Below are 16,979 nucleotides of genomic sequence, written 5' to 3'. Positions count from 1 at the left end.
CTGACCTGCGAGCACTGACCTGCAAGCACTACCCGCATCCCCTGACGATCCCGCCCCGTCGTCGTACACTCGCGACATGGGACTGCGAGAGGTCGCCGAGGAGTTGTACGGCGTCGCGCCGGCCGAATTCACCGCGTCGCGCAACGCAGCGGCGGCGGGGGCCGACAAAGCGCTCGCCAAAGACATCCGGGCTCTGCGCAAGCCGTCCGCCTCGGCGGCGGCGATCAATACGCTGGTTCGCACACAACCCGAGCTGATCGAGTCGATCCTCGACGTGGGCGACCGGATGCGCGACGCGTTCGCCGCCCGCGACCGGGACGAGATCCGGGCTGTCACCGGGGAGCGGCAGCGTCTGCTGCAGTCGGCGTCGCGGAGCGTCGGCGGGGCCAGCGCCGGCGTGCTCCGTGAGATCGAGGAGACGCTGCAGGCCGCGGTGATCGACCCGGCGGCAGCCGCAGCCGTGCGAAGCGGAATGCTCGTCCGGGCCCTCGAGTCGACGGGGGTCGACCAGGTGGACGTCGCCGACGCCGTGGCGCTCCCCGTCGACATCGAGGCGCCCCGGGCGGCCCGCACCACCACGTCATCGAAGCGTGCCGAGCCGGCGGAGTCGGCGAGCGAGCGCCGGGAACGCGAGCGCCGCATCCGGTCGGCCGAGAAGACGCTCGAGCGCGCCCGCGAGGCCGCCTCAACCCTCGACGACGAGCTCGACGTGGAGGTCGATCGGCGCAGCGATCTCGAGTCGGAGCGCGACGCCCTCGCCCGGCGGCTGGAGCGCACCCAGGACGAGCTCGCCGAGTCGCGAGCAGCCGAACGGGAGCTGCGACGCCGCATAACCCAGGCGCAGTCGGCCGTGCGCGACGCGGAGAAGGCACTGCGCGCGACGAAGTAGCGCCCTGTGCCGCAATCGCCCGGCCCGTGCTCGGGTCAGTTCGCCTGCTCGGGCGCGTGCACGGCGGCCTGCCGGAGGAACGACTCGGCGTCCTCCTCGGGCAGTATGATCAGCCCGCGAGGGCTGGTGGCCGAGAGCAGCATCGCGTCCAGCCAGACGCGATTCAGCATCGGGGGCTTCGTGGCATCGAAGAGGTACTGCACCGGGATCGCGGGCGAGAACCACAGGCTCACGCGGCCGGAGCCCTGCTCGACCGGCTGCGCCCAGCTGACCAGGAACGCTTCGTGCATCCGGAGCTTGGTGGTGATCGCGATCTTGAGATGCGACAGCAGCCTGTCGTCGAACTCGTACCTCGAACCCGCTCCGTAGATCAGAGTGCCCATGCCCTCATCCTCGTTCTCGCATTCGCCCGCCGCGTCTCGCCCGCTCGGCGAGCCCTAAGCGGGCAGGTGCATATCCGCATCGTCTTCGCTCATCACGACCATCCCGCCGGTGCGCTGCGACGTATGCATCAGAGCCTCCAGCCAGACCGGATTCACAGCAGGCGGCCTGCTGCCACTGAATTGGAAGGCCAACGGCACTTCGCGGCTGATCCACAACGAGACGCGACCAGAACCTTGCTCGACCGGCACATCCCAGTTGAGCAGAAAGCTCTCGTGACGGCGGAGCTTGGCGACGATCGCGAGCTTGATATGGCTCAGCACGCGGTCGTCCAGGTCATATTCCTGACCTGCGCCATACACGAGTTTTCCCATGGTTAGAAGTGTGCCTTACGAACGCATTCTGCACCCGTCGCGCGCGAGGGATTGACAAGATATGCGCGTCGCGGTAAGCGCGCTGGAGCATCCGGAGCGACTTCGGTCGGGAAACTGGCAAAAGTTGCCCACCCCAGCTCGGTAGTCGTTAGGCTTGTTCCGTTCGCGCGCAAACCAGGCAAGGAGGCCCTACGGCATGCCCCATCCCCTCACGGTCGCCGCGATCGGTTTCTGGCACGTACACGCCGGCGACTACGCGAGATCAGCGCAAGAACACCCCGACACCACCCTCGTCGCCGTCTGGGACGACGACGAGGAGCGCGGCCGGGCGGCCGCCGACGAGTTCGGCGTGGAGTTCGTCCCCGACCTCGACGAACTGCTCGCCCGACCCGAACTCGACGGTGTCACCATCACGACGAGCACCGACCAGCACCACGAGGTGATGCTCAAGGCCGCACGCGCCGGCAAGCACATCTTCACCGAGAAGGTGCTCGCCCCCACGGTGCACGAGGCCGAAGACATCGTCGCCGCCGCCGCCGAGGCGGGTGTCGCACTCGTCGTCTCGCTCCCCCGGCTCTACGACGACTACACGCAGGCCATCGAGCGCGTCCTCGACGACGGAACACTCGGCGAGCTGACATACACGCGTGTGCGGCTGGCGCACGACGGCTGGGTGGCGGGCTGGCTGCCCGACCGCTTCGGGCATCCGGATGAGGCGATCGGCGGCGCGCTCACCGACCTCGGCTGCCATCCGGCCTACCTGACGCGGCTGTTCCATCGTGCCGAGCCGATCAGCATCACGGCTTCGTACGGTCACGTGACGGGACGGCAGGTCGACGACAACGCGGTGGTCACGGCGGAGTTCCCCGGCGGCCGGCTCGGGGTGTTCGAAGCGAGCGTCGTGACGACGCCCGGCACGTTCACGATCGAGCTGCTCGGCACCGAAGCCGCACTGATCTTCGGGTTCGGCGGCGACCGGATGCTGGCCAAGGGCGGAGCCTACGGCGACGACTGGCAGGAGCTCGAGCTGCCCGGGCGGGCGCCGATGGCGTTCGACCAGTGGGTGCAGCACATCCACGACGGCACGACGGCCGACGAGAACCTGCGGACCGCCGTCGAGCTCACCCGGATGGTCGTCGCGGCCAACGAGTCGGCCGCGAGCAGTATGACGGTCGCCCTGGCGCCGTCCGTCGCCGTCTAGGCGCGCCGCCGCTCCCCTATCGTTCTTCCTCTTCCTCTTCTTCCTCTTCCTTCTCTCCGCATCGAATCAGGAGATTCATCATCATGACCACCCCCGTCCGCATCGGACTCATCGGCGCCGGCGGCATCGCCGGAGCCCACGTCGCCGGCTACGCCCTCAACCCCGGACTCGTCACCCTCGCCGCCGTCGCCGACCCGGTTCGCGAGAGCGCCGAGGCGCGCGCCGCCGACACCGGAGCCGCCCTCTTCGCCGACTACAACCGGATGCTCGCCGAAGCCGACATCGACGCCGTCGACATCTGCCTGCCGCACCACCTGCACAAGGATGCGATCGTCGCTGCCGCCCGCGCGGGCAAGCACATCCTGTGCGAGAAGCCGCTGTGTCTCACCCTCGACGAAGCCCGCGAGGTCTCGGCGGCCGTGGAGTCGGCCGGCGTGACGCTCATGTGCGCGCACAACCAGCTGTTCCTCCCCGCCGTCGCCAAGGCGAAGGAGCTGATCGACGCCGGAACGCTCGGCCGGGTCTACGAGGTGCGTACCACCGACAGCTTCTTCAACGACTTCGACCCCGAGAACATGGGGTGGCGCGCCCACGCGAAGACGAGCGGCGGCGGCGAGCTGATCGACACCGGCTACCACCCCACCTACCTGCTGCTGCACCTCGCGGGCGGCTCGCCGGTGGAGGTCACGGCCATGCTCGCCACCCACCGCCTCACCTTCATGGAGGGCGAAGACTCGGCGACCGTGCTCGTGCGCTTCGACAACGGCGTGATCGGCACGATCGTCACCAGTTGGGCCTACGAGGCCGCCGACAGCACCGAGCGCTTCTCGGCGGTCGGCGAACTCGGCTCGCTCACCAGCGACGGAACCACGCTGAGCTACCACGTGCGCGGCCAGGAGCCGGTGGTCCTCGAACTCGACGAGGTCGACCAGTTCGGCGAGGAGATCGCGCACTTCGCCCGGTCGATCCAGGACGGCACCCGCCCGCTGCACACGCAGGAGGAGGGCATCGAGGTGCTCGGCATCATCCTGGGCGCCTACGAGTCGGTGCGCACACGAGCGATCGCGGAGGTGCCGGCGCTCGACCGCGTGCGGTAGAGCAACCGGAGGGGGGCGCTTGTTGTGCGTGCGAATTCTGCGGGGTCGTCTGTCCGAGTCGTTGCCGCGGATCGTTCGCGTGGCTCGCCTGCGCGGATCCTTCGCGCTGGCCGCCCGCGGGCGTCGTTAGCGGTCGCCCGCCGTCGTCGCCGTGCGGCGGCGGGGTGCGGCGGCGGTGTGCGGCGGCGTGCGGTGGGACGACGGTGTGCGGTGGGACGACGGTGTGCGGTGGGACGGCGGTGTGCAGTGGGACGCCGGTGTGCGGCGGGACGCCGGTGTGCGGCGGGACGCCGGTGTGCGGCGGGACGCCGGTCCGCGCCGGACCGCTGGTCAGCGCGGCCCGGCGCTCAGTAGGCTCACGGCATGGTCTCGAACCCGCTGATCCCGTCGTTCTACCCTTTCCTCATCGTCTTCGTCTATCTGTTGATCCTGGCGATCTGCGCGGGCATCCTGTACCTGGTCATCCGGTTGGCAGTGCTGCACGCCCTTCGCGGCCATCAGCGCTGGCTCGAGAGCCGCCCGCCTCGCGGGCCGGTGCAGTAACTCCGGAGAACTCGGGCGCCACACCGCGCTCGACGCAGTAACTCCGGAGAATTTGAGCGCCAGGCCGCACTTGGTGCAGTAACTCCGAAGAAGGCGACGCCTGGCGGTCGGCTTCTCCGGAGTAACGAGCAGACGGGCGGGCGCCGGCGCCGATACGCTCGTGGGATGGAGCCGTTCCCGTGGCGCATCGAGCTGGGCGAGCATCCGGGAGTCGTCCTCCGCACCCTGGAGCTCGGCGACTGGATCGTCGAGTACGACCTCTCGAGGGTCCCCGACGTGCCGTTGTGGACGATGTATCCGGCGGACCTCGACGAGGAGCGGGCCAAGATGCGCGCCGACCTCAACCTGCAACTCGCGGCGACCGGGATGGGCATCCGGTATGTCATCGACGAGCGTGGGACGGCGCTCGGCACGGCGGGCATCGGTCGGGGCAGGCACGGTTTCGAGGTCTTCTACGCACTGAAACCGGAGGCGCGCGGGCGGGGACTGGTCACGGGCGCTGTCGGCGCGCTGGTCTCGTGGCTGAACGCCAACGGCGAGCGGGACATCTGGCTCAGCACACTCGACGGCAATGCAGCGAGCGAGAACGTCGCCCGGCGCGCAGGGTTCGAACGCGTCGACGCGGGAACGCACGTCGACGGGCGTCCGCTCACGAACTGGCGGCGGCGCGGGTAGTGCGCTCCCGGTCGCGGCGAGGCCTTCAGCCGATGAGGGAGACGGCGCGCGCGATCACGAGGGCGAGCAGCACGAAGCCGGAGAACGACTCGAGCGCCATCAGCAGCTTCGCCCGATGGGTCAGAGGCATCGTGTCGGTCGCGCTGAACGCCATCGAGTTGGCCAGCGAGAAGTAGAAGTAGTCGATGTAGTTGGGGACCCAGTCCAGCTGGCGACTCGAGCCGCGGGCCACTTCGTCGATCGCGTCGTGGTCTTCGTCCTGCGGAAAGCGGAAATCGGCCAGCGGGAGCTCGTGGCGGGCGACCTTCACCCGCGAGACCGGTCCGCCCCGGTCGAGCACCCAGAAGACGAGCGCGAAGGCGATGACATTGGTCGCCCACACCTGAAGCGAGGCGAGCAGCAGCTCGGATCCGTTGCCGTGCTTGTTGAGCAGGCGCACGATCGTCTCGACGAACGCGACCTGGTTCGCAGCCAGGATCAGGACGGAGAGCGCGATCTCAGCCCGCCGCGACCACCGAGACTCCCTGGTCAGGTGGTGCGGGTTGTAGATGATCAGCACGATGAGCATGAGCAGGCAGACGCCGACGACGACGTAGCGCTCGACGAGCGGAACGGCACTCGGCAGCACGGCGTAGGCGGCGAGGGCGATCAGGGTCGCGATGACGGCCGGCCACCGGTGCTCCGGGGCGACATTCCTCGCGCGCTTGTCGTCGCCGACCTCGTTCTTGCTCATGCTCGTGACCATACCGCGCAGGCTCCCCCGACCCGGGTCGCCCTCGCCGCCTGGCCGTCCGTTGCTCGACCCAGGTCCGTTCCCGGCCCGGATTCTTCCCGGACTCGATCGCTGGGTGCACCGGGAGCTGGGGGGATCTGGGCGCGGCGGATCCCGGCGTGGGAGTCCTACCCGGCGCGGCTAGGGGTTGAGTCTGCGCGGGGCGCGGGTACAGATGGGGGATGACCGTTTCCGCCGTTCTGTTCGATGTCGACGGGACCCTGGTCGACTCCAACTATCTGCACGTCGACGCGTGGCAGCGCGCCTTCGCCGAACTCGGCTCGCCCGCCGACGCCTGGCGCATCCACCGAGCGATCGGCCAGGACTCGGAGCGGCTCATCCGCTCCGTCGCCGGAGAGCACGACGACGACTGGGTCGCTCGGGCCGCAGACCTCCACTCGCGCTACTACCGCGAGCTCGCGCCGCGACTGCGCGCGTTCGATCGCGCGGCCGTGCTGCTGCGCGCGATCGACGGCCGCGGCATCCGGGTGGTGCTGGCCACGTCGGCTCCCGGGGACGAGCTCGAACTGCTCCTCGACGCCATCGGGGCTCCGGATGCACTCACGGCCACGACCAACGCCGACGACGTCGAGCAGGCCAAGCCCGACCCGGGCATCCTGGAGGTCGCACTCGACCGGGCGGGGGTCGGACCGTCGGACGCGGTGATGGTCGGGGACTCGGTGTGGGATCTCACGGCGGCGGCGCGGGCGCACATCCGCTCGATCGGCGTGCTCTCCGGCGGCGTCGGCCCGGCCGAGCTGCTCGACGCCGGCGCATCGATCCTGTTCGACGACCCCGCCGACCTGCTCGCGCACCTCGACGACGTGCTCTGACGCGGCGCCCCTCGCCCGCCCTCTCGCCCTCCTGGGCCCGTGAGTTGTGGCAAATTGTCGTTATGAGGCGCTTAAATGGCCCCAGAACGACAATTTGCCACAAGTCACGCCCCGCGGAGCCGCCCGGCCTGTGGATAGATGGAACGCCTCACGAAGCGCCTCACGAAGCGCCTCGCGAAGCGCCTCGCGACCTGCTCGCGAGCGGCCTCGACGCCTGAAACCCTTGCGCCGAGCGCCCAGGGGGCGTTGGATGCTCCCTGAGGCATCCGACGAGAGGGGTCAGCAATGTCCGCCAGCGAACTCGAAATGTCCAGCGTGCGTTTCCCGTATCGGGAGCGCATCTTCCACGTGGAGAAACAGGGGCCCGGCCTGTGGGCGGTGCTCGACGACTCCCATGCCGAGCTCGGAAAACTGGTGCGCGTGTCCCCGGAGGGCGAGGAGCACGAACCCGTCTTCGGCGCGATTCCGCCCGGCTTCACTGAGACGCTCCATGAGGGCTCCGACTGGAAGATGCTCGTCGCCTCCCTGATCAACGAGGCGCTCGAACCGTCGCCCGCGACGACCGGCAACCAGGGCGAGTCGTGACGGTCAAGCTCAATCGCAAGGGTCTCAGCCACGCCCGGAGACTCGCCGAGCAGGGGAAGGTCGTGCGCGCCGGGAACGACGACTGGAGCGAGCACGCGCCCAGCACCGACGACGAGAACGCCTTCATCGACGAGCACGGCTACGGTGCCTACGGTGAGTGGTTCCTCGGCGTCGACGACGACATGAACGAGGACACGAAAGGCCGCTACTCGTTCCCCTACGGCGATTTCACGAAGGTGCACCGCAGCGGCGTGATCGCAGCGGAGAGCCGGGCGGCGCAGAACAACCACGACGACATCGCCACGGCGGCGAAGAATCTGCTCGAGCTCATCGACAAGGAGTAGGCGGCAGCTACGATACGGAGCGTGAGACCGACGCTGAGGACGGCACTGGGGTGGGCATCCGCACTACTCCTGAACGTCGGCGCGCTCACCTTCATCGCCGGTCTGGTGCTTCCGCACACCGGGAGCGGAAACGCGGTCCTCGTCACCGGCGTCGCGCTCTGCGCTGCCGGGCTCGCGACCGACGCGGGCTGGATGCTCGCCTCACGCGCCCCGCATCCGTGACGTCGCGCGCTGTGCGTGCCCAGACGAAGAACGACCCCACCCCGGGATGGCAGGGTGGGGTCGCGCCGGAGAGGGGATCAATCCGGCGGCTCGGTGTTCTTGACGAGGTCGGGGTTGGAGGGCTGTTGCGCCGGGTCGAAGTCGGCGGGCGGCGGTTCGGCCGATTCGCTGCCGGTCGTGGACGCGTCTGTCACGTCCTCGGCGCCCTCGGGGGTGGTTGAGCCCTGGCCGGGCTCGGTCTCGGCGGGCTCGGACGCTTGAGCATCCTGTGCCTGCGCATTCTGCTCGAAGCGTTCGGGCCGGTCCTCGGCTGGAACCCCCTCACTGTCGGCGCTCGGCAGTCCGTTGACGTCTGACATCGGCGCTCCTCTTCCGTGGCCGCCCGCTAGGGCCGACCCTCTTCGCTGTACGAGGTCTCTCCGTCGTCGTCGTTCGAGCCCTGATCGGGGTCGACAAGGTCGCCGAAGATCTTGCCGAAGACGCCCTTGTCGGCGTCGGGGTCGACGGCTCCGCCGTCATCTCCGTCGAGGCCTTCGACAAGGCCGTTGGTCTCGTCGAAGTCGTTAGCCGGTTCATCCGGTGTCGTTGGATCGCTCATACGCCCAACCAACGCGAACCCCCTCGCTTTCACAAGGGGGTTCACGTTCGTCGAGCAGCGGCGTACGCGCTCAGCGCCGCAGCACCGCAGCGCGCCGCTAGGCCGGAACGGCCGCTCCGTTGGCCGCGGCCACGAGCTGGTCGATCTGGTCGCTCGTCACCGGGCTGCCCGGGAAGGCAGCCACCCGGTTGAGCGGCATGGATTCGGCCATACGCATGAGCGCCGGGTCGGCGAGCATCCCGGCGATGCCCGCGTCACCCGCCTGGGCGAGCGCACCGGCCAGGATCTGACCGCCGATCGGGTGCTTCAGCCATTCGCCGATCGTCGACTCTGCGGAGAGCAACGGGATGCCCGCATCGCCGGCGAGCGACACGGTCGCGTTTCCGCGGAGGTCGCGGGAGGAGGCGCCGACAGTCACTTCGTATTCGCCGCCCTCGACGATCCACTTCGACTGGGCGATGTCGTAGTAGGCGAGGTCCTCGTTCGGGATGCGGATCGTCACCGTCTCGGAGGCGCCTGCCGCGACGGCCACGTTCGCGAAGCCCTTGAGCTCGCGCACCGGACGGGAGACCGACGAACCCGGAACCGACAGATAGACCTGCACGACCTCGCGCCCGTCGCGGTCGCCGGTGTTGGCGACGGTCAGGCTAACGTCGATGCCCGCATCCGAGCCCGAGACCGACAGGCCGGAGAAGTCGAACGTCGTGTACGACAGGCAGTGGCCGAACGGGAAGCTGACCGCGGCGTCGCGCGCGTCGTAGTCCCGGTAGCCGACGAACAGCCCCTCGCCGTATCGCACGTGACCGGCTTCGCCAGGGAAGTTGAGGAACGCGGGGGTGTCCTCGAGACGCAACGGGATGCTCTCCGCGAGGCGTCCGGACGGGTTGACCACTCCGAACAGCACGTCTGCGACGGCACCGCCGCCGGCCTGGCCGAGCAGCCAGCCTTCGACGATCGCCTCGGCGCGGTCGGCCCAGCCGGAGACGCGCACGACGCCGCCGTTGGAGAGGACGACGGTGACGCGATCGCTCTCGGCGAGCACTGCCTCCAGCAGCTCGGTCTGGGCGGTCGGCAATTCGAGGTGCTCGCGGTCGAAGCCTTCCGACTCGTCTTCGGCGGGGAGGCCGAGGAAGACCAGCACGTCGTCGGCCGTTCGCGCTGCAGCGGCGGCTTCTGCCGTGAGCGCCGCGGCGTCGTCGGACGCCTCGCCCGACGGGTAGCCGGCCGTGAAGGTCACCGTCGCGTCCCCCGCCAGCGCGCGGATCTCGTCGAGCGCGTTGTCGAGCTTCGTCGGCACGATCTCGGAGCTACCGGCTCCCTGGTAGCGCGGCGTGCGGGCGAACTCGCCGATCACCGCGATGGTCCGGCCGGCGGCGGGCCGCAGCGGGAGCACGCCGTCGTTCTTGAGCAGCACGACGCTGCGTCCGGCCACCTCACGGGCGAGCGCGTGGTGGGCGTCGCGGTCGTAGTCGGCGCTCGCGTCCTGCTGGTCGACGACCTTCTGGACGAGATCGATGATGCGGTCGGCGGCCGTGTCGAGCACGGACTCGGAGAGGGTCCCGTCGGCGACCGCGGCGACCAGCTGTGCATCCGTGACGCCGTTGCTCGACGGCATCTCGAGGTCGAGTCCGGCGACGAGCGCCGCGACGCGCTTGTTCACCGCGCCCCAGTCGGAGACGACGACGCCGTCGAAGCCCCACTCGTCTCGGAGCACGCTCGTGAGCAGCCACGGGTTCTCGCTGGCGTAGACGCCGTTGATGCGGTTGTACGAGCACATGACGGTCCACGGCTGCGCGTGCTCGACGACGTGCTGGAAGCCGCGCAGGTAGAGCTCGCGGAGCGGGCGCTCGTCGATGTCCGCGCTGACGCGCATCCGGTCGGTCTCCTGGTTGTTGGCGGCGAAATGCTTGAGCGAGGCGCCGACGCCCTGCGACTGCAGGCCGTTCACGAGGGCCGCGCCGAGCCGACCGCTCAGGATGGGGTCCTCGGACAGGTACTCGAAGTTGCGGCCGCAGAGGGGCGAGCGCTTGATGTTGATGCCCGGCCCGAGGAGCACGCCGACGTCCTCCGTCTTGGCCTCCTCGCCGAGCGCCCGCCCGACGCGTTCGAGCAGTTCGGCATCCCACGACGATCCGAGGGCGACAGCCGGCGGGAAGCACGTTGCGGGAACGCTGTCTCCGATGCCGAGGTGGTCGCCGCCTTCGCGCTGCTTGCGCACGCCGTGCGGGCCGTCGGTGAGGTAGATCGACGGGATGCCCACCCGGTCGACGCCCTCCGATTCCCAGAAACTTTTGCCGCTGGTGAGCGCGGCCTTCTCTTCGGTGCTCAGCGCGGCGGCGCGCGGCAGACGGTCGACCATGATTCTCCTTCGATACGGTCCACAAATGTGTGAATACCATACAACACTCGGTTTTGAGTTGCCCCGCGCACTCAGCCCTTCAGCAGGTCGATCATCCGCTCCAGGTTCGCGACATACTGCGGCGTCGCCTGGTAGTTCGGATGCGTCGCGACTTTGACGAGATAGCGCGGCGGTCCGAACTCGTCGGCGCCCCTGTCGATCGGGTTGGGTTTGTGGCTGAAGACCGGGAAGCCCAGGTAGTCGGTGCGCCGCCACAGGTTGAACCAGGCGACCTCGCCGTCGGGCTGGGTGAGCAGCTGGATGAGAGTGGGATCGTCGGTGTCCTCGTCGTCCGGGCCGGGCTCGTCGAGGTCCCCGTGGTCGGCGATGACCTGGGTGTACCAGGGATCGGCGCGCCGCAGCGACGGAGTGAACTGGGTCGGCGTGCCCAGCGGGCCCGGACCGAACAGCTCGGGGAAGAAGCGCCCGAAGTAGACACGCAATTGCGTGCCGTAGGTCAGCAGTCCGACGTTGCGGAGCCCCCGGTCGGTGTCCGGACGCAACGTGAACAGGCAGGCGACCGCCAGCACCGCCCCGAGGCTGTGCGCGCTGAGGATCACCGTGAAAGGGCGCTCCTCGCCCAGGGCGCGCAGTTCGGCGTCCTCCTTCCACTCCAGCTGGTGGGCCGGCGTCAGCACCGAGGGCGGCACCTCGTCATGCGTCAGCCAGTCGACGACCCGGTCGCGCAGCTCCGGCACTACGCGCTCGGCGTAGCAGGGCGGGCCGAACGGATGCCCGGCTCGCGGAAGGAAGCACATCAGGTCCCACATCACACCGATCGGGCGCTCCTTCGAGGTCGCAGCGTTCTCGGCGATCGCCACCACAGCACCCACCGCGACCAGGCCGAGCACCGGCCCTGCGAAGCCGTCGATCCACGCGAAGAACGTCGTGCCCGACACGGCGAGCACCACCACGAACCCGATGGCGAGCAGCACAGCGAGGATTCCGAGAACGGGCTCGCCCCGGTGGAACAGAGCCGCGAACCGTCGCGCCCGCAAGATCTTCTGAGCGAGCCGGTCGGCGGTGACGCCCCGCTCGATCCGGCCGTCGACGTAATTCGAGACCGGCTCGAGCAGCGGGCGCGCGCCGCCCGTCGTGACCGGTGTGGTCAGCTTCGGAACCCAGAACATCCGGAGCACCACCGCCACTGCGACGATCAGGATGAGCACCAGGGCGATCAGCGGCAGGACGTCGCCGAAGTTGCGGTAGGCGATCGGGGCGACCAGGGGGTTGCCGGCCGGCGCCGCGCATCCGCACGCCGGGGTCCCGCTGCCCAGCCAGCTCTGCACTCCCAGCACCAGCAGCGTGGAGAGGATCATGGCGCCGCCGAGTGCGAGGAGCATCCACACCCCCGGGCCGGTCCCCGCCCAACCCTCGGTGCGGAAATGCGTGCGACGACCCTGGATGCGCGGCGTGACAGCGACGAACACGAACTGCGCGAGCACGCACGCGGCGGCGATCCCGTAGAAGAGCCACTGCCACGGGCTCGCATGACCCTCGGAGCTCGACGCGTTCATGGAGACGCCGATCAGGAAGGTGATCCCCGCGACGGCCATCAGCGAGATCGAGACGAGGTGCGGCACCCCTCGCCGCCACCCGAACGCCGACAGGCAGATGGCCACGAGGGCGCCCAGGATGATCGACGGCGCGGTGACCAGGCCGAGGAACGGGGAGTCGACCGAAGGGGCGTAGTCGCCGTTCGTGAAGAGGGCGACCCCGATGAGCACGAAGAGCAGCACGGCCACGGCGAACGTCACCCCGGCGATCAGCTCGCGGCGGTGCTGGGCGTTGCGCAGGAAGTCGACGGTGTCCTTCCCGCTGCGGTTGACCGTGTCCGAGACGAGCACGATCCAGGCGACCACCCACACGAGCCCGGCGACCGCGATCACACCCGCCAGGCCGAAGTACCAGGTTCCCTGCCGGGGGTCGATCAACCGCCCCGCGCATCCACTCGCCCAGAAGCTCTGCAGCTGGCCGCACCCGTGAAAGCCGGCGAACACGCGGTCCCAGGCGAGGAGGAGGACGACCAGGAAGAAGGCCGCTGCGAGGTGCAGCCACTCCGTCGGCGAGCCGACCCTGGTCTGCTGCCAGAACCCTTCGACGCTGAGAGGCCGGCGCTTCTTCTCAGCGCCTCCCCTGTCGGCCTTGCGCATCTTGCGGACGGTGTCGAAGATGCCGGCCTCGTAGCGCATCCGGGCGTTGTGCGAGACGAGGTAGAGCACGACCACACCGGCGAGCGGCACGAGCGACAGGAGCGCCAGCCGGCGACCGCGCTGCGCCATGAACTCGGTGCCGAAGAAGTCGGCGATGCCCGACGGCAGGGCCGGACACGCTCCGCCGCCGAGACATTGCGTGCCGATCAGGTCGAGGCTCACCGAACCGAGAGCGCACACGTAGAGCAGGGTCAGACCGAGTGCGAACACCCGCGACGAGGAGGCGCCCACACCGCCCTCCCACTCTCCGCCGCTGCGCTGGTTCGGGATGTGCCGCGTCCAGTACGCCGAGTTGGCCAGCCCGAACGGGAGGAGGAGGAGCCAGGCGAGTTGCACGAAGAACTGGCCGATGATCACGAGGGCGCCCCCGCCGTAGCGAGCCAGGGCACCCCACGAGTACGCCTCCCGGCGAACATCCGGGGGCGGGATGACCGGGTCGGGCGCCGGATCGTCGGGGTCGGGCTCGGGGACACGCGTCGCGATCCAGAAGCCGCCGTCGGCGTCGCCCTGGTACTGCCGCAGGTCCGCCTTGTCGACGCCGAGCATCTCGGACGGCGGGGTGTTCTTGATGCCGTGGATCCTCAGCTCGAGGATGTGGTGCGTGCCCGTCTGCTGCTCTGCGTCCATGGTGCCCACCCGATCGTTGGCCGACGCGCGAACACTACTCCCGTGGAGGTTTCCGCGTCCACAGTCCGGTCTACCCCGGGATGCTCGATCTGCACGCCGGGCATCTGCACGAACGTGCGCGACCCCGTCTAGCCGCAGTGCTGTCGCGGGCGTAGAGTCGGCCTCACGAGAGCGTGCCGATGACGAACGCGGTCTGCGGACGCGTCGGCGGAAGGAGCCACAATGAGCGCATTCGATGAGCGGACCGGCGACGATCGGGAGGACCTCGAGGGCACGTACACCGAGTCGAACGACGAGGGTCCCGAAGTGCGGACCGTTCACGGTCAGTACACCGAATCGGCCGAATTCGCCGGTCCGGAGCCGGACACCGAAGGAAGTTACGTCGACTCCGACGAAGTGCAGGAGGTCTCGACCGAAGAGGAGCCGGGCGACTACACCGAGACGGAACCCCGCCGCCCCTGAGGCCGGTCGCGGGTCGCCAGGGCGCCGTGGGCTTCTCGAGGTCGACGACGGCCCGGCGGCAGCCTGCTCAGCGAAGCAGCTTGGCCTTCTTGTCCATTGCCTTGCGAGCTTTGTCTGCTTCCTTCTTCGCCTCCGACCGCGCCCTCTTGACGGTGGGGTCGTTCCAGAACGAGGTCACGGCCTTCGAGATCTGGTCGTAGCGCTCGCGACCCGCGCGCGCGCCGAGCACATACGCGATGGCCGCGACCACGAGGATGACGAGGAATTTGGGATTCATCTGTTCTCCTGACTGCCTGAGCCTCGGACGGTAGCCCTCCGGGCGCTGTCTGTTAACCCCTGCCGCGCGCTCCGGGACGCCTACGGACGACCCGCGCGAGCGCCGAGTGGAGCGGGCCGCTGAGCAGCAGCAGCAGCAACCACCACATCCCGATGCTCGGCAGCACGACCACGAGGACGAGACAGAGCACCAGGATGATCAAGGGTGTGGATGCCCGCAGCAGATCGATCTCGTCGCGCGAATCCTCGCGGACGAGCTGGGGGTTCCGCTGGAGGATCACCTCCATCAGCAGCATCGCGGCCGTCGTGACCACCATGGTCCCGACGTACAGCGCGTACACGTCCGCGCGGCCGTTCGGCGCGTTGGAGAGCACGTTCGTCGTGAACGGGATGAAGGCGATCGACGCGAGCCAGGCGAGATTCGTCCAGAGCAGCGGACGGGAGTAGCTGTCCACCCACTCGAAGACGCGGTGGTGGATCGTCCAGAACCGGCCGATCACGATGAACGAGAGCGCGAAGCCGAGGACGGCGCCCCAATGCGCCGCGACGAGCTCCCCCACACTGAGGTCGTCGATCTCGCCGGCGATGTCGACGAGCGGAAGGACCAGCAGTGTGATCGCGATCGCCACCGCCGCGTCGGAGAAGTTCACCAGCCGGTCGAGGCCGCGCTCCGTAGTGATCGCCCGCATACCGTCATTCTGCCGGTCGGGTGCCGCGCCGACGGCGGCGGGGCACGCCGCGGCGGGGCGTGGCGGGATGGCGACTAGGCCAGGGCTGTGACGAACTCGTCCATCGTGACCACCTCGGCCTGGCGCGGGAACAGCTTCTCGGTGAGCACGCGGTGCACCTCCGGGTCGCGGTCGAACACGCCGTCGCTCAGCACGATCACACGGAAATCACGGTCGGCCGCGTCGCGCACCGTCGAGAGCACGACGCCGCTGGTCGCGATGCCGGTCAGGACGATCGTGTCGATGCCGCGGGCCGCGAGCTGTTCGCGAAGGTCGGTGGTGCTGAACGCACCGACGCGGGACTTGCGCACGACGATCTCTCCGTCGGCGGGCCGGATGCGCGGGTCGACCTGGGTCGCCGGGTCGGCGTCGCTCAACCTGCCGGTCTCTGCCGCGGAGAAGAAGCTGAGGTTGTTGGGCGAGACGCGGGCGGCATCCTCCTCGGTGAGCGCGACGCGCACGTATCCGATGGTGAGGCCGGCGGCTCGGGCGGCCTCGCGCACGCGGGCGAGTGCGGCGAGGAAGGCGTCGGAGTCGGGGTGCATCGCGACGATGCTCGGCTGCAGGTCCATCAGGAGCAGCGCGGTGGTGGCGGGGTTCAGGGGACGAAAATCGTTCACATACATAAACTACCTCCTGAACTCAGGAGTTTTCGCGGCCGGGTGGGTGGGCGCGGCGGCTCAGAGGCCGAGCGACTTCTTGATCAGCGCCTCGGGGTCCTCGGCGGTCGCGGCCGCCTCGGTGGCCTCCTGATTCGCCTCGGTGATGGCACGGATGACCTCGTCCCGCTGGATCCGCACGCCGCGCGGAGCATCGATGCCGATCCGGATGCCGTCTCCCCGCGAATCCAGGATCGTCACGACGATGTCGTCGCCGATGAGCACGCGCTCCCCGGGCTTCCGCGTCAATACCAGCATTTGCTCAGCCTATCCCGACGGGCGCGGTCCCAGCCGGTCCGGCGCCGAGCATCGCACCGTCGAGCCAGCCGATCGGGATGCCGAGCTCACGCACCGAGCCGGGGGTGGCGGTCAGCTGCGAGCCGGTGACGACGAGGGCGTCCACAGCCAGCACTCCGTCGACCGCCCGCACCCAGGCGGCGGTGTCCTCGGCCTTGCGCGAGGCGTCGACCGCTGCCCACACCTGATCCGGCGCGATCCCCGCGAGCGCCTCGGCCAGTTCGGCCACCTCGCCGGAGCCGCGCGTCATCCCGAAGGCGGCCACGACCGCACGTTCCCGTCGCACCCCGTCTGCCCGGGCCCGCAGCGCGCCACGCCGGTCGTCCACGCGCGCTGCGGGCGCGCGCGAGCATCCGCCAGGCCGGACCTCGGCGTCGCCGATCGCCTCGGCGAGCGCTCGTGCCGCCCCAAGCGCATCGGCGCCCAGGCCGATCACCAGTGTCAGGTCGCCCCGGCCGCGCAGGAGAGCCGGCGGCCGTGCCGCTGCCGCGCCGGTCGCGCGGGCGCCCTCCGCCGCAACGAGGGGTCCCGTCCTGCCGTCGGCGGAAGAGCGAGACGGCGTGTCAGGACCCTTCGTCTCCGCCTGGATCCTGGCACCCGCGGATGCGACCGACGCGGCGAGCTCATCGTCGCCGACGGTCCGCACGAGGTCGTCGAGGATCGCCTGGAACGCGGACCCCGACGTCGACACGGCCGGAAGCACGAGGTCGTCGTCGACCAGTTCCGCGGCCAACGACGCAAGGCTCCCGATCGGCGGCACAGCATCCGCGGCGAACTCCGCCTCAGCCGCGTCGGCCGCCTTCAC

General features: G+C 69.5%; 22 protein-coding genes. 10 read left to right on the top strand and 12 right to left on the bottom strand.

Annotated elements, in window-relative coordinates:
* Positions 1-76 precede the first annotated feature (76 nt).
* Complete coding sequence (locus tag ACFVV5_RS00900; protein WP_387237514.1) at positions 77-889, top strand: hypothetical protein; 813 nt, start codon at positions 77-79, stop codon at positions 887-889.
* Positions 890-924: 35 nt separating this feature from the next.
* Here the strand turns inward: ACFVV5_RS00900 and ACFVV5_RS00895 are convergent, their stop codons facing one another.
* Both ACFVV5_RS00895 and ACFVV5_RS00890 read right to left on the bottom strand, forming a co-directional pair.
* Positions 925-1,272, bottom strand: a complete 348-nt coding sequence (locus tag ACFVV5_RS00895) for a hypothetical protein (RefSeq protein WP_387237511.1) — start codon at positions 1,270-1,272, stop codon at positions 925-927.
* A 54-nt stretch (positions 1,273-1,326) separates the two neighbouring features.
* Positions 1,327-1,644, bottom strand: a complete 318-nt coding sequence (locus ACFVV5_RS00890) for a hypothetical protein (RefSeq protein ID WP_387237508.1) — start codon at positions 1,642-1,644, stop codon at positions 1,327-1,329.
* Between the two features lie 196 nt (positions 1,645-1,840).
* Between ACFVV5_RS00890 and ACFVV5_RS00885 the strand changes: the two genes are divergently transcribed.
* The 4 genes from ACFVV5_RS00885 to ACFVV5_RS00870 all read left to right on the top strand — a co-directional run bounded on the left by ACFVV5_RS00885 (position 1,841) and on the right by ACFVV5_RS00870 (position 5,160).
* A complete protein-coding gene (locus ACFVV5_RS00885) occupies positions 1,841-2,845 on the top strand; it encodes a Gfo/Idh/MocA family protein (RefSeq protein WP_387237505.1) in 1,005 nt (334 codons plus the stop codon).
* A gap of 83 nt (positions 2,846-2,928) precedes the next feature.
* Positions 2,929-3,942 carry a Gfo/Idh/MocA family protein gene (locus ACFVV5_RS00880; protein WP_387237502.1) on the top strand — a complete coding sequence of 338 codons (1,014 nt, stop codon included), beginning with the start codon at positions 2,929-2,931 and terminating at the stop codon, positions 3,940-3,942.
* A gap of 363 nt (positions 3,943-4,305) precedes the next feature.
* A complete protein-coding gene (locus ACFVV5_RS00875; RefSeq protein WP_387237499.1) occupies positions 4,306-4,485 on the top strand; it encodes a hypothetical protein in 180 nt (59 codons plus the stop codon).
* A 165-nt stretch (positions 4,486-4,650) separates the two neighbouring features.
* Positions 4,651-5,160 (top strand): GNAT family N-acetyltransferase, encoded by a 510-nt coding sequence (locus ACFVV5_RS00870; protein WP_387237496.1) that lies wholly within the window; start codon positions 4,651-4,653, stop codon positions 5,158-5,160.
* Between the two features lie 25 nt (positions 5,161-5,185).
* On the opposite strand, the gene ACFVV5_RS00865 is transcribed toward ACFVV5_RS00870, so the two are convergent.
* Entirely contained in the window at positions 5,186-5,893 is a 708-nt protein-coding gene (locus ACFVV5_RS00865; protein WP_387237493.1) for a hypothetical protein, read from the bottom strand.
* A gap of 221 nt (positions 5,894-6,114) precedes the next feature.
* Between ACFVV5_RS00865 and ACFVV5_RS00860 the strand changes: the two genes are divergently transcribed.
* From ACFVV5_RS00860 to ACFVV5_RS00845, 4 genes are all read left to right on the top strand, one after another.
* Positions 6,115-6,765, top strand: a complete 651-nt coding sequence (locus tag ACFVV5_RS00860; protein ID WP_387237490.1) for an HAD family hydrolase — start codon at positions 6,115-6,117, stop codon at positions 6,763-6,765.
* Positions 6,766-7,050: 285 nt separating this feature from the next.
* A complete protein-coding gene (locus ACFVV5_RS00855; protein WP_387237487.1) occupies positions 7,051-7,350 on the top strand; it encodes a hypothetical protein in 300 nt (99 codons plus the stop codon).
* Positions 7,347-7,694, top strand: a complete 348-nt coding sequence (locus ACFVV5_RS00850) for a hypothetical protein (RefSeq protein ID WP_387237484.1) — start codon at positions 7,347-7,349, stop codon at positions 7,692-7,694. Before ACFVV5_RS00855 ends, ACFVV5_RS00850 begins: the two co-directional genes overlap by 4 nt.
* Before the next feature lie 21 nt (positions 7,695-7,715).
* On the top strand, positions 7,716-7,916 hold the full coding sequence (locus ACFVV5_RS00845) for a hypothetical protein (protein ID WP_387237481.1): 201 nt from the start codon (positions 7,716-7,718) through the stop codon (positions 7,914-7,916).
* A gap of 77 nt (positions 7,917-7,993) precedes the next feature.
* On the opposite strand, the gene ACFVV5_RS00840 is transcribed toward ACFVV5_RS00845, so the two are convergent.
* The 4 genes from ACFVV5_RS00840 to ACFVV5_RS00825 form a co-directional block, all read right to left on the bottom strand.
* On the bottom strand, positions 7,994-8,275 hold the full coding sequence (locus ACFVV5_RS00840) for a hypothetical protein (RefSeq protein WP_387237478.1): 282 nt from the start codon (positions 8,273-8,275) through the stop codon (positions 7,994-7,996).
* A 26-nt stretch (positions 8,276-8,301) separates the two neighbouring features.
* On the bottom strand, positions 8,302-8,514 hold the full coding sequence (locus ACFVV5_RS00835; RefSeq protein ID WP_387237475.1) for a hypothetical protein: 213 nt from the start codon (positions 8,512-8,514) through the stop codon (positions 8,302-8,304).
* Positions 8,515-8,611: 97 nt separating this feature from the next.
* Positions 8,612-10,873, bottom strand: a complete 2,262-nt coding sequence (locus tag ACFVV5_RS00830) for a glycoside hydrolase family 3 C-terminal domain-containing protein (protein WP_387237472.1) — start codon at positions 10,871-10,873, stop codon at positions 8,612-8,614.
* A 71-nt stretch (positions 10,874-10,944) separates the two neighbouring features.
* On the bottom strand, positions 10,945-13,752 hold the full coding sequence (locus tag ACFVV5_RS00825) for a hypothetical protein (protein WP_387237469.1): 2,808 nt from the start codon (positions 13,750-13,752) through the stop codon (positions 10,945-10,947).
* A gap of 222 nt (positions 13,753-13,974) precedes the next feature.
* On the opposite strand from ACFVV5_RS00825, the gene ACFVV5_RS00820 reads away from it, so the two are divergent.
* Positions 13,975-14,214: a hypothetical protein gene (locus ACFVV5_RS00820; protein WP_387237466.1), complete on the top strand. Its 240-nt coding sequence runs from the start codon at positions 13,975-13,977 to the stop codon at positions 14,212-14,214.
* 67 nt (positions 14,215-14,281) lie between these two features.
* On the opposite strand, the gene ACFVV5_RS00815 is transcribed toward ACFVV5_RS00820, so the two are convergent.
* The 5 genes from ACFVV5_RS00815 to ACFVV5_RS00795 form a co-directional block, all read right to left on the bottom strand.
* Positions 14,282-14,491 carry a hypothetical protein gene (locus ACFVV5_RS00815; protein ID WP_387237463.1) on the bottom strand — a complete coding sequence of 70 codons (210 nt, stop codon included), beginning with the start codon at positions 14,489-14,491 and terminating at the stop codon, positions 14,282-14,284.
* 52 nt (positions 14,492-14,543) lie between these two features.
* Positions 14,544-15,179 (bottom strand): TMEM175 family protein, encoded by a 636-nt coding sequence (locus ACFVV5_RS00810; protein ID WP_387237460.1) that lies wholly within the window; start codon positions 15,177-15,179, stop codon positions 14,544-14,546.
* A gap of 74 nt (positions 15,180-15,253) precedes the next feature.
* On the bottom strand, positions 15,254-15,838 hold the full coding sequence (locus ACFVV5_RS00805) for a cysteine hydrolase family protein (protein ID WP_387237457.1): 585 nt from the start codon (positions 15,836-15,838) through the stop codon (positions 15,254-15,256).
* Positions 15,839-15,898: 60 nt separating this feature from the next.
* Positions 15,899-16,135 (bottom strand): carbon storage regulator, encoded by a 237-nt coding sequence (locus ACFVV5_RS00800; RefSeq protein ID WP_387237454.1) that lies wholly within the window; start codon positions 16,133-16,135, stop codon positions 15,899-15,901.
* A 4-nt stretch (positions 16,136-16,139) separates the two neighbouring features.
* The gene (locus ACFVV5_RS00795; RefSeq protein WP_387237452.1) at positions 16,140-16,979 is read right to left on the bottom strand and encodes a hypothetical protein; all 840 of its coding nucleotides are present in this window, start codon (positions 16,977-16,979) and stop codon (positions 16,140-16,142) included.

The organism is Leifsonia sp. NPDC058248 (assembly GCF_042881905.1).
In the GTDB taxonomy this organism is placed as follows: Bacteria; Actinomycetota; Actinomycetes; order Actinomycetales; family Microbacteriaceae; genus Leifsonia.
The sequence above is the reverse complement of the archived record's forward strand: the minus strand, read 5'-3'. Positions and strand labels throughout refer to the sequence as shown.